The 12,729-nt window shown below is 49.0% G+C and carries 8 protein-coding genes; 2 read left to right on the top strand and 6 right to left on the bottom strand.

Annotated features, from left to right (window positions below; genetic code table 11):
- The first annotated feature begins 194 nt into the window (after window positions 1-194).
- Window positions 195-1,205: a biotin--[acetyl-CoA-carboxylase] ligase gene (locus tag BLU30_RS01055; RefSeq protein ID WP_090242581.1), complete on the top strand. Its 1,011-nt coding sequence runs from the start codon at window positions 195-197 to the stop codon at window positions 1,203-1,205.
- On the top strand, window positions 1,196-1,846 hold the full coding sequence (gene trmB, locus BLU30_RS01050; RefSeq protein WP_090242580.1) for a tRNA (guanosine(46)-N7)-methyltransferase TrmB: 651 nt from the start codon (window positions 1,196-1,198) through the stop codon (window positions 1,844-1,846). Before BLU30_RS01055 ends, trmB begins: the two co-directional genes overlap by 10 nt.
- Window positions 1,847-1,901: 55 nt before the next feature.
- On the opposite strand, the gene BLU30_RS01045 is transcribed toward trmB, so the two are convergent.
- The 6 genes from BLU30_RS01045 to BLU30_RS01020 form a co-directional block, all read right to left on the bottom strand.
- Window positions 1,902-3,854, bottom strand: coding sequence for an NAD(+) synthase (locus BLU30_RS01045; RefSeq protein ID WP_090242577.1), 1,953 nt, complete (start codon window positions 3,852-3,854; stop codon window positions 1,902-1,904).
- A gap of 416 nt (window positions 3,855-4,270) precedes the next feature.
- The gene (locus tag BLU30_RS01040; protein WP_090242575.1) at window positions 4,271-5,896 is read right to left on the bottom strand and encodes a CTP synthase; all 1,626 of its coding nucleotides are present in this window, start codon (window positions 5,894-5,896) and stop codon (window positions 4,271-4,273) included.
- Window positions 5,897-6,054: 158 nt separating this feature from the next.
- Window positions 6,055-6,654 (bottom strand): type II secretion system protein, encoded by a 600-nt coding sequence (locus tag BLU30_RS01035; RefSeq protein WP_090242573.1) that lies wholly within the window; start codon window positions 6,652-6,654, stop codon window positions 6,055-6,057.
- A 23-nt stretch (window positions 6,655-6,677) separates the two neighbouring features.
- Complete coding sequence (locus tag BLU30_RS01030) at window positions 6,678-7,379, bottom strand: HIRAN domain-containing protein (RefSeq protein ID WP_090242571.1); 702 nt, start codon at window positions 7,377-7,379, stop codon at window positions 6,678-6,680.
- Window positions 7,360-8,262 (bottom strand): HipA domain-containing protein, encoded by a 903-nt coding sequence (locus tag BLU30_RS01025; protein ID WP_090242570.1) that lies wholly within the window; start codon window positions 8,260-8,262, stop codon window positions 7,360-7,362. The genes BLU30_RS01030 and BLU30_RS01025 overlap by 20 nt, the downstream gene beginning before the upstream one ends.
- A gap of 14 nt (window positions 8,263-8,276) precedes the next feature.
- Complete coding sequence (locus BLU30_RS01020; RefSeq protein WP_090242568.1) at window positions 8,277-12,728, bottom strand: bacterial Ig-like domain-containing protein; 4,452 nt, start codon at window positions 12,726-12,728, stop codon at window positions 8,277-8,279.
- Between the last annotated feature and the right edge of the window lies 1 nt (window position 12,729).

Raw genomic sequence — 12,729 nt, 5'->3', positions numbered from 1 at the left:
TACTTTTCCGATTTTTACTCTATTATAGCACAGGACTCGAATTTTTATCAGTCTCTTTTCATTTTTCAAGATTTTTTTGTCATCCTCCAGCACTTAATTGACTAAAACCTTAAGTTTCCTTAGTTTTTTATCCCTTACCACGTGTTGACGCTCCCTCACCATTCTTATATAATGGAGGAAATCATGGAGGAATTATGCAATCATACCAAGAAGTACTAAAGCTTTTACAAGAAAATCAGGGGAATTATCTATCTGGCGAGGAAATGGGCGCACGCCTCGGGATCAGCCGTGGTGCCATTTGGAAAGCCATCGAAACCCTTCGCCGGCAGGGCATCCGCATTGATTCGAAAAATCGGTGCGGATACGCCATCCTTGAGGCCGATGGCCGCTTAACCCCATCTGCCATCGCCCTGGAGCTGGGAGACGCCCAGGCTGCCGAGCACATCGCCGTGTACGATTCGCTGCCATCCACCAACACCTTCCTTCGGGAGGAGGCTCTGGCAGGGGCCCCGGCTGGTCGAACCATCATCGCCGACACCCAAACCGGAGGCCGGGGACGGATGGGCCGCCACTTCTTCTCTCCCCCAGGCTCTGGTATTTATCTCAGTGTCCTTTATCGCCCTACCCCCGACAGTACCTTGCCCCAAACCATCACCATGGCGGCCAGTGTGGTCATTGCCCAGGCGATTGAAGCCGTCACCGGGCAGTCCCCAGGCATCAAATGGGTGAACGACCTCTACCTGGATGGGCTAAAGATTGCCGGCATTCTCACCGAGGCCTCCGTCAATATTGAAGCTGGCGGCGTGGACCACATGGTCCTGGGCGTTGGCATTAATCTTTACGCCCCAGAAGGTGGCTTTCCAGAGGATATAAAAGCCATTGCCGGTTCCCTCTATCCCAGTGAAAAGCCCACCGATCCCACCCTCCGTCTACGCCTTACCGCCGCACTCATTAAAGGGCTGTGGCAGCTGGGCCATTCCCGGGGCATTGGGGATTATATTGAGGATTACCGGGCCCGCTCCATCCTCATCGGTGAAGAGGTCATCATCACGGCAGGGAACCATCAACACCGTGGCCAGGTCATCGGCTTTGACGATTCCGGTCACCTCCTCCTAAGCGATAATGACGGTCCCATCAAAAATATCAGCTCCGGGGAAATTACCCTGCGCATCGCCGCCACTAGAAAGGACACACCATGCATTTAAGACCCAAACCCTGGGCGAGGCCAGAACTTCTCGCCTGCGGTTTTTTCATTGAAGAACCCTGGACCTTAAAGGGCCACTGGGCAGAGGCCTTTCCCAAGTCCCAGCCCCTGCACCTAGAGCTGGGCTGCGGCAAGGGCCAGTTCATCGCAGAGTTGGCCCAGCGCAACCCAGACATCAACTACCTTGCCATCGACATGATTGACACCGTGCTGGGTCTGGCCCAGCGTAACGTCCGGGCCGCCTACGACGGTGCCCCGGTGGACAACCTGCGCCTGACCGCCTGGGATATCGCCCGGATCGATACCATCCTTGACGCCAGCGATACCACCGAACGCATCTATATCAACTTCTGCAACCCCTGGCCCCGGCGCCGACACCATAAAAAAAGGCTGACGCATCCGCGTCAGCTCGAAAAATACCAGGCTTTTTTAATCCCCGGTGGAGAAATCCATTTTAAAACCGATGATGACGCCCTTTACGATGCCTCCCTGGGCTATTTTGAAGAAGCCGGATTCACCCTCACCCAGGAAATCCGGGACCTCCACGCCGCCCAGGACCCCCTCAATATTGAAACCGAGCACGAAGCCCTGTTCTTAAAGCAGGGGATTTTAATTAAAAAGGCCGTGGCCCGGTTAGAATAGCACACTGGACAACAAACCAATCCGCTGAAATCACACGACAACCCGCGGACAGCCGTCACTTCTCTACACACTCTCCAATCCGGTCCATTTCATCCATCCACAGCCGCACCTTAGCATCCGAGGGCATCCGCCAATCCCCTCTGGGGGACAGAGCCACCGAGCCCACCTTGGGGCCGTCGGGCAGACAGGAGCGCTTAAACTGCTGGCTGAAGAACCGCCAGTAGAAATTTCGCAGCCACTTGTAAATCACCGTCTCCCCATAGACCCCATCAAAGGCCTGGCAGGCCATAAAGAAAATCTTCTCCGGAGCAAAGCCATTGCGCATCACATGATATAAAAAGAAATCATGAAGGGCATAGGGCCCCACCAAATCCTCTGTCTTCTGGGCAATTTTCCCCGTCTCATCCGGGGGCAGCAGCTCCGGAGACACCGGAGTATCCAGGACATCGTACAAGATCTCTTGGATCGCCCCATCCCCATTCATATCCGCCACATAGCTCACCAAATAGCGCACCAGGGTCTTGGGAATGCCGGCATTCACCCCATACATGGACATATGGTCTCCATTATAGGTTGCCCAGCCCAGGGCCAGCTCCGATAAATCTCCGGTTCCTACGACAATCCCACCCAGGTCATTGGCCACATCCATTAAAATTTGGGTCCGTTCCCGGGCCTGGGCATTCTCATAGGTGACATCATGAACCCTCAAATCATGGCCAATGGCCTCCAGATGTTTAACACAAGCATCCTTAATACTGATTTCGTGAAAAGTGGCCCCCAGCCCTTTAATGAGAGACACAGCATTGTCATAGGTGCGATCCGTGGTCCCGAAGCCCGGCATCGTAATGGCATGGATGCGGTCCCGGGAAATCCCCATGCGATCACAGGCATTCACACACACTAAAAGGGCCAGGGTTGAGTCTAATCCCCCGGAAATTCCCAGAACCATGGGAGGCTCACCGATATGCTTTAAGCGACTCACCAGACCCATAGACTGGATGTTGAAAATTTCTCCACAGCGTACCCGCCGGCGCTCAGCGTCCGCAGGCACAAAGGGAGATGGGTTAAAGGACCGCTCCACCTTGTAGCCATGGCGAATGGTAAAAAACACATCCCGCAGGGGGGCATCCCCATAAAAAGCCACCCCATCCATAAAGGAGGACTGGGTTCTCCGGTCATGGAGGAGAGCCTCCACATCCACATCCGCCACAACGAGCTGGTCCTCAAAAGCGAATCGGGTGCTCTTAGCCAGTAAGGTACCCTTCTCATACACCAGGGCATCCCCACCAAAAACCAAATCCGTGGTGGATTCTCCGGTTCCGCTGGAGCAGTACAGATAGCCCGCATTACAGCGAGCGGATTGCTGTTTCACCAGCTCCTGGCGGTACTCCCCCTTACCAATGAGCTCATTGCTGGCCGAAGGATTGGCAATGAGCACCGCCCCGGCCACCGACAGCTTTCCACTGGGTGGAATGGGCGCCCACAAATCCTCGCATACCTCGATTCCCAGAGCCAGCTCCGGCCAATCCTCACTGCGAAACAGTAAATCCGTCCCCACTGGAAAATCAAATCCCGCAAAGCTGGCCCATTCGCGCTTTAGAGACGCCCCCGAGGAAAACCACCGCTTCTCATAAAATTCATGGGAATTAGGAACATAAACCTTGGGTACCATCCCCAGCAGCTCCCCCTGGTTAAAGGCCACCGCCCCATTGTACACTGCCCCATCCACAGGAATGGGTGCGCCCAGGATAATCAGTATGTCCTTATTCTGGGACCAGGCACCAATACGCCCAAGGCCCTCGGCCACCCCATCCATTAGGAGGGACTGGGCAAATAAATCACCGCAGGTGTAGCCCGTCAAACACAGCTCCGGGAAAATAACAATTCCTACACCCCCATTCCAAGCCTGCTGGCACAGCTCCAGAATTTTATCCGTATTGGCTACCGTATCCGCCACCACCACCTGGGGAACGGCACAGGCCGTCTTAACAAATCCAAATCGTTTCATCGCAACCTCTTTTTCCATCAAAATGGTCATTTTTCATGTAAATTCTTTGAAATCCCCATATCTAGTATGGGATATTTTCAATTATAACCGCAAAATAATCTGCCTGCAAGGGTGTCCTTTTTAATCCCCATTATCCACAGGATTGTGGATAACTTTTTCCATTAATAATACACAGCCGCCCCTTAATTATTTTGGCTTAATACCGACATTTTCGACACTTTCCACTGAGTTATCCACATTATCCACTGTTATATTCCACATTTTCCACAAAACTGTGGATAACTTACCCCAAATCCTGTAAATAATTTCAATTTATCCACACAAAAATCCTCCAACCTATATTTTGTGTCAAGGATTTTTTGAGAAAAAATAAGGCCGCAGATCTGTGGTTATCCACAGCTCTGCGGCGGGTCATTTTACTTCTGATGTTTTCTGGATTCCTGGAACTTAAGCCCCGCTTTTACCAAGTAGGCAAATAAGGGGTGGGCTTTATTGGGCCGGGATTTAAACTCAGGATGGGCCTGGGTGGCAATAAAGCAGGGATGGTTTTTAAGCTCTACCATCTCTACCAGCACCCCGTCTGGCGACATTCCTGAGAACACCAATCCCTTTTCCATCAGCTGAGGAATAAAAGCATCATTCACCTCATAGCGGTGACGATGGCGCTCTTCAATCTCATCCGTCCGATAAATCTTATGGGCCAAGGTCCCCTCGGTCAGCTTACAGGGGTAAGCCCCCAAACGCATGGTTCCTCCCATATTCTGAATCTTCTTCTGTTCTTCCATCAGGCTGATAACCGGGTAAGGGGTTTCCTCATCCAGCTCAATGCTATTGGCCCCGGCCATCCCCGCCACATTGCGGGCGTATTCGATGACCGTCAGCTGAAGGCCCAGGCACAGGCCCAGGAAAGGCACCTTATGCTCCCTGGCGTAGCGGATAGCTTCAATCTTACCCTCGATCCCCCGGTTTCCGAAGCCCCCAGGCACGATAATCGCATCCACATCTCCTAAGTAACGATCCACATTTTGCTCATTGAGATCCTCAGAGTGAATCCACTTGATATCCACCACGGTATTATTGGCAATCCCACCATGGCGCAGGGCCTCTGCCACCGACAGATAGGCATCGTGGAGCTCCACATACTTACCCACCAGCGCCACACTCATTTTATTCTCTAAGCTCTTCGCCTTGGAGACCAGCTCCTTCCATTCCTTCAGATCCGGCTTACACTCCGGCAGGTGCAGCTTTTCGCACACCAGGTTGGCCAGACCTTCCTTTTCCAGCAGCAAGGGCACCTCGTATAATTCAGAGGCATCCAGATTGCTCACCACAGCCTCCTTATCCACATTACAGAAGAGGCTAATTTTATCCTTCATGCCCTCTTCCACGTCCTTTTCTGAGCGCATGACAATAATATCCGGCTGAATCCCGATGCTGCGCAGCTCCTTAACGGAATGCTGGGTGGGCTTGGTCTTCAGCTCCCCGGCCATCCCCAGGTAGGGCAAGAGGGTCACATGGATGTAAATCACATTATCCGCCCCCAGGTCCCCCTTGCATTGGCGAATGGCTTCCAGGAAGGGCAGGCTTTCGATATCCCCTACGGTTCCCCCAATTTCCGTAATGACCACATCTGGATTGGCCGGACTATCCGCCACCCGCTGGATGCTCTCCTTAATCTCGTTGGTAATGTGGGGAATGACCTGTACCGTCCCCCCGAGGTAATCCCCCCGGCGTTCCTTGGAAATCACGTTCCAATACACCTTCCCGGTGGTCACGTTACTGTACTTGCCCAGGCTTTCATCGGTAAACCGTTCGTAATGGCCCAAATCCAAATCCGTCTCAGCCCCATCATCCGTCACAAAGACCTCACCGTGCTGGTAAGGGCTCATGGTGCCCGGATCATAATTCAAATAAGGGTCAAATTTTTGGATGGAAACCTTCATCCCCCGGGCCTTCAGCAGCCGCCCCAGGGATGCGCTGGTAATCCCCTTGCCCAGCGAGGATACCACGCCGCCCGTTACGAAAATATACTTTGTCTTCATCTTGCCTCCCGATTAAAATAAAAAAATCACTGCAAAAGTGGTTTTTTTTTTGCAGTGATGCGTGCAACAATATTCTATTCTTATTGTACCGGATTTTTTGAAAAAGGCAAGGGGTAAATTATTTAAATTTGGTGCTTGATGATTTCGGTTTTGTCACACTACTGCCAGGCAGTCCCAATCTTTTTCTGGACGACGGTTTCTGATGCCCCGCCTTTTTGATCATTCACCTTGATATTAATGCGATACTTTCCGGTTTGGTCTACATAGCTCACAAGACGCACCTTAACCTGTTCCCCAATCTGGGTTTCCCCCGCCCCACCGATTAAAACCAGACAACACCCCTTTTTCTGAGGAAGATAGGTTTCATCCGTAAAGGGATACTTAAAATTTCCATTATCCAAACTGACATCTAACACATTGCTATTCGCATTGCCTTTTAAGCTCCCGAAGGAAAAGGGTATATCACCTTTGACATATGCCTTAATTTTAGCGCCTAAGTCTTTTCGGAGCTGTGTGTAAGCACCATCGTTCGTATTGTCATTGACCGGCACCTTATCCAATGTCCCAATGAGCTCTGTCGCCGCCCCCTGTGCCGCCACATACACCTCCCGGGCTTCTGCAATGGCCGCCTTCCCCCGGGCATCCTCCACGAAGCCCAGCATAGCCGGTATGGTGAAGGCGGCGATGACGGCCAGGATCACCAGGACGACGATGATTTCAACGAGGGTGAAGCCCCGAGTTTTCATTAATTTTTTCATCCCCTACGCCTCTTCTCCGACTTTTAAAGTTTTAACGTCAGCACAATCCAAATACATTCATCACATCGATTGTCTGTATTAACGGCCTTGACCATGCACGTATACTCGTACCCGCTCTGTAAAAGAACGCTGACCCCCTCACAATAATAGCGTGGCAAATATCCAATACGGTTTCCATCACTATCTAGAATTTGAATTGCATTGTGGTCTTTGGGATTTTTCGGCTCGCTTTTCAGATAAAGGGAATCTCCGGGGGCTAAATGCAGGGCCTTCTCGCAATTCTCTCCATCACAGCCTAAATAGTACCTAGGTCCAGCAACATAGAAACATCGCTGAATCTCCCCATCCTTTTCCTGTTCTGCAAAGATAGGATCAATGAATTGAAATTGATCGATTGGCAGTTTTGCTCCACTTCGCTTCAAAAGCTCATACTCATCATAGCTGTCTAATTTATACTTCTTTAAAATCCCTTCAATTCCAACCCGTTTCCGGTCAGGTAATCGACTGGAAAAAGCAGGAAACAGAAAAGCACTGTGATACGTCTTTTTAACATCATCAAAGGGGAGCATCAGATCAAATCCTGCTTCTATAGCCGCTTCCACCTCCAGACCATAATTAAAGGTATATCCCCCATTATGGATAAGCTGACCAACCACGAACTGCCGACGGGTTACATCATCCTTCCATACCAGATAAAGAAAATCTTTATTCTGAATCTTTGTCATTCTGTATCCTCCTTCCCAAACACTTTTTTAAATATACCACTTTTGTATTTAAAAATCGACATAATAATTCTTTTCGTTTTTCACTAACCTCTGATTTTTCAAAGGTTGAAACAATCTTATTAATCTTCTGGGGAGAAAGAACCATGACACTTTCCTCAACCCATTGCATCAACCAATCCGAAACATAGTGCTGTCGGATATGTTCCAACATCTCCAAATGGGTTGGTTCCTTCTTTTTGTTAGAATCAATCCGTATCCGACTCCTTGACTTAGAATCGACCAGAGAAATAAAACGCACCCGATCATTTCCCAAATACGAATCGATTTGTTCTTCCGTGACATAAGCACATAATGATGAACCATTATCATAAATCGGGCAAAAGCGGCGTGCCTTTTCACGGTTAATCAATAACGCCCAGTTACTTTGATGCCGATCACTATTTCCAATCAGAAAATCAAAGATCACCATTCTCAAAGCCTCCCTTTGGAGGAACTTATCTTCAAGCACCTCCAAAATCATCCCTAACGAATAATAGCTTTGAGTATCCTTATCAAATAACTGATCCGCTCTAAAAGAGGGATATTTTTGGCCAATCAGACGGATTCCTTCGATAAGCTCTTCATCCCCTTTATTAATGAGGTAGCTCATGCAGCCTTCGCGCCCATCGCGTCTTCCCAAATCGATATCTGCACAAGGCAGCTTAACGGCTGTAGCTAATTCCTGAGCTAGTTTTTCTGAGACATGTTCCTTTGTCAATTCTGACTTTCTAAACTTAAACAGCCCGATTCTTCCACTCTCTGTTTGGGTGAGCCAGATTTTTTCACTCCGACCGCTCCCTTCATTGGCCCCTTCATATTCTCCCCAATTGTCAAAACACTTCATTTTCTTAATCCTTTTCACTCTGCATCCGTTAAAGTAAGCGTTGCTGTATTCAGATAGGTGAAATTCGAGCTTTTCGCTGCGGTAATCTGACCGGTTCTATACCCCGCCTGTTTGGTATCATAAACCATCACTTTGTAGCTTTTGCCGGATTGGATGGCCTTGCTTCCGGTCAGACCATTGGTTTCACACCAGATAATGGTGTAGCCATAGTCATCTGCGTTGGATGTCGTGCCATTGGGCTCATATCCCCCATCCCTAGAATTGGGGACCACAGCCCAGACGTATTGACTATTGATATCCGAAATGTCCGCGGCACTTGCCAATATTGAGTTGGTGTTGCCATAAACGCATTTATCAGAGAACCAACCACTGGACGATCCTTGTTTCGAATTGATTACCGCACCAGTATTACGATTGTTGCCGTGAAATAATCCATTATAAAATGTACAAGCATTCCAATATACAGGACCATAGTTTTCACCATACAGCATATTCGCAAGCTTTTGAATACACTTCTTTGCACTATCATCCTCTGGCGGTGCCTCCTGGACGATAATCGAATAGGTCGTCGTGACGCCCTTATAGGTAACCACCACCGTCTGCGCCCCTGCCTTGGATAAATCATACCCCGAGCAGCTGGCTGCGCTGAGGTCAATATCATATGTTTTACCATCACTATAGGTCGCCGTCAGCTTTCCTTCGTCGGTGGAGAAATCCTCCCCAGTTTTATACACGGTTTTGGGGTAAAGATATTTACTACCATCACTTTTAAACGCAATGGACTTAATACTATTGGCCCATTTGATATTCGTCCCTTCTGCAACACCGTACAACCCTTCGGTATCAGCCGTAAAGCATCCCTCAGGAACGGTCGTACTCGTTGTCTTCAGTGTCCCAAATTGCTGGCCATTACTCATTCGGTCCTCCGCTGTGACACCGATTTTTGCGCTGGTACCAAGATCAGCGGTGACGTTCAGATATTTTGTGCCCTTTAGAAATACATTACTGGCATTTTTTGAACCCTCTGCACCACTGGTGTTTTTAGTAATTTGGACGTTGTCCGTTACATTAAGGGTTGATTTTTCATTGACATAAATGCCGCCAGCACCTTGGGTTACTTGATTTCCTTTGATTTCCACATTGCCCGAAACCGTAATAATCTGCGGCGTGGTTCCCCCACCAACGATACCGGTGGTCTCACTGCCAGCAATGATGTTGTTTTGGATTTTAACATTGTCTCCAATATTGATTGTGGCGTTTTCTTTTGCTTTTTCCTGGCCAGAATGAGTAAGGATGGCCCATGTTTGGTCATTATTATTCCCGCTAATGGTCAGATTATCCTGTAGGGTCAGGGTCCCGCTGTCGCAGTCTAATACACCATACTGACCATGGCACCCTGTAATATTGGCTTTCTCTGCATCCGACCCACCGATTGTAATCGTGGAACCGCGACCACTGATGGCACCACCGTAGAGCGCGAAACAATTCGAAATTTTTGAGTTCTCGATTTTGGCCTGAGTCACCGTCGCAATTCGTATTGCACCACCGCCTGTGTAATTACCACTGCTGGATGTCGTAGCCGTACAGGCACAATTGTCAATGATGCTTTCTGTTATCGTCAGTGGAGTTTGAAAAGTTGTGATGCCCCCACCGAATTGGACCGCACTACAACCAGATATGGTCGAATCGCTAATGGTGAGCGAACCTACAGCATCCTTAGAATATACAGCCCCGCCGGAGCCACCGCTTCCAGAAGCCGTGCATCCCTCAATCCTTGATTCCCTAAGGGTTGCCTTGGTCTTTTCCAGATAAATGGCACCGCCTGCCGCTTTGTCCGAATTATCCTCACAATTTTTAATCGCGCTTTTTTCAATCGTTAGTGTACTGTTTTTCGAATAGATGGCACCGCCTTTATTAACGTTACTTTGATTCCCAAATCCATCCATGATTACATTCTCGAAAATAACTGTACCACTCGTTTGAAAGAGTGCCCGGCTGTCTTTGTTTTGGGGATTTCCCTTAAGGGTGAGGTCCTTAATCGTAATTGTCTTACCTGTGGTATATACTTTGAAAAGGGCTTCTGTTCCTGTTATACCATTCGTTAATGTCACTGAATCTAATGATTCAACCTTCGTCAAGGTGATATTTTTTGTAAAAGATACCTGGGCTTTCACTGTATATTCTGGTACCAGCATTTCAATACGATCACCGTCCACTGCCTGTGTGAGGGCATCCTGTATGGCCGTATCACCATCAAAGGGGATAACATCTTCTCCATGACGCAGCTGGCAAACGGCAACATAAGCCGCATTACGCCAGACAATACGCTTATTATTAACCTCAAAACCATAGTATTGATCTTTCGCCTCTTTTTGTACATTCGTGTCGGCATAAAGCGTATTAACATTTTGGGCCTTTTCTTCCGCAGCCGTGGCAAATTGTTGACCATTGGCCTCTCGGGTCTTATTCTCCATGGTCACTCCGATACTGGCCGTCTCTGTCAGACCGCCTTCTGCAATGGTCAGGTTCTTATTCCCTGGCAGGTAGAGGTTGCAGGGACTGGGGTCCTCGCCCTCTACCGGTTGACTGTTTTCTGTAATCTGCACAGTACCGCCAAGGGTCGTACTTGCGCCTCCGGCATAGACGGCACCAGTGGGGGAGGAACAGCTGGTGATGGATGTACCCGTTATGTTTAGGGAACTATTACTAATCAAGTTGATGGCACCACCTTGATTGACAGCGGTACAGTTTTCAATCTTAGCCCCATCTAAGGTAACAGGCGTTGTCGATGATTTATTGGTTTCTGTGACAACCGATAAGGCTCCGCCATATTGGGCGCTGCACCCTCTAATAACCGTTCCTTCACCCAGTGTCACCAAGGCGGTGCCACCTGCTGCAATGGCACCACCATTGCTTATTATTTCCCCCGTTCCACCAGCGGAATTAATGGTGCAGTTCTCTATGGTGCTTCCCTTGATACTCAATTCCCCTTCCGTTTTTAAAGCAAAAGCGCCGCCATAAAAAAGGTTTGTTTTAGAAAGCGTAAAGTTTTTTATTGTTGCCCCTGTCACAACCACCTTTCCCTTAGACACATAAGCCACGCGACAGGTCGCCCCTGACGAATTTTCGCCAGTATTTCCACCATCAAGCACAATATTATCCAAGGTCAATGTCGCATTAGAATCTTTAACCTGGAACAGATTACTGGCAGTCTGGCTATTCGTATAAATTCGGGACGGACCCCCGACGATATCCTGGGCGGTCGTAATCGTCACATTCTTACTGATGCTAATCCCTTCATCGCCACCCCCTGCCGGATTAACTTGAACATCGGGATTCAGCCGATAATCCGCTACCACAATCTGGATAGTCTGATTATCCTTAACGTCCTTCACCGCTTGCTTAAGGGCTGTGCTGTCCCCCGATACAGTATCCGTATATTCTTTGACCATACCACCATTGGCATCAACGATGCGAACCTGAACCAGCTTAACCGTAATTGACTGCCATGTCGCCGTTTTGGTTATATTCCCTTCGGTATAGCTGACGCCAATATCTTTTGTTCCTGTACTCTGCATTGCGTTTTTATCTGGTGTCGTGATGGTATAATCCGTCACAGGTTTTTGGCTTCCATCGGAGTAGGTCGCCGTCACCACCATTCCTGCCGGATTGAAACTTTCTCCAACATAATAGGTGGTTTTCGTTGGTGGTGTTATAATGCTGAGTGCAGTCAGTTGAATATTTTCTTTGACATCGATGGTAAAACTGGCCGTTTTCCCGCCATAGCTCACCGTTACACTCTGGTTATCCCCCACCTGCTGCATATCTGGCTTTGAGCACATGGCATTGGTCATCGTGATGGTTTTGGTGGTCTGCTTGCCATCCTTATCCTTGAAGGTCACCTCGATTTCTCCACCAGCCGCAGTAAATTCTTCACCTTTATTATAAATTGTTTTTGTGGGTGTCTTCGTGATTCGGATACTAACCACACTTAATGCGTCTGCACCCTGACACACATCAACAACACCATGCTTACTGCACTCCAAATAAAAAACGACCTGGCCCCCAGCCGCAGCTGGCTTTGTCTTGATGGCGTAAACACCGCCATCAGGACAAAGGCCTGTATATTGTCCATAGGTGATGACCCCGGCATCATCCGACTGGGTGTCCAAAGCTGCGGTTTCAATGCCATCCCCCCCTACTGCGCCTTTGGCTTGGAGGACGGTTTCCATATTCGTGATGTCAATGGTACTGCCCGGGTTAGCCACCCCATCATCCACCAGCTGGGTGGTGTAGGCCTTGGCTAAATCTGTCCGCTTCGCCTGACAGTCCCGGGCGTGGGCATCCTCAATAAAGCCCCCCAGGGCTGGCACGGTAAAGGCCGCCACAATGGCCAGAATGACAAGGGTGACGATGATTTCGACCAGGGTGAATCCAGCGTTATTGTCTCTATTTTTTTTATTCATA

The organism is Eubacterium barkeri (assembly GCF_900107125.1).
GTDB lineage: Bacteria > Bacillota > Clostridia > Eubacteriales > Eubacteriaceae > Eubacterium_O > Eubacterium_O barkeri.
The sequence above is the reverse complement of the archived record's forward strand: the minus strand, read 5'-3'. Positions and strand labels throughout refer to the sequence as shown.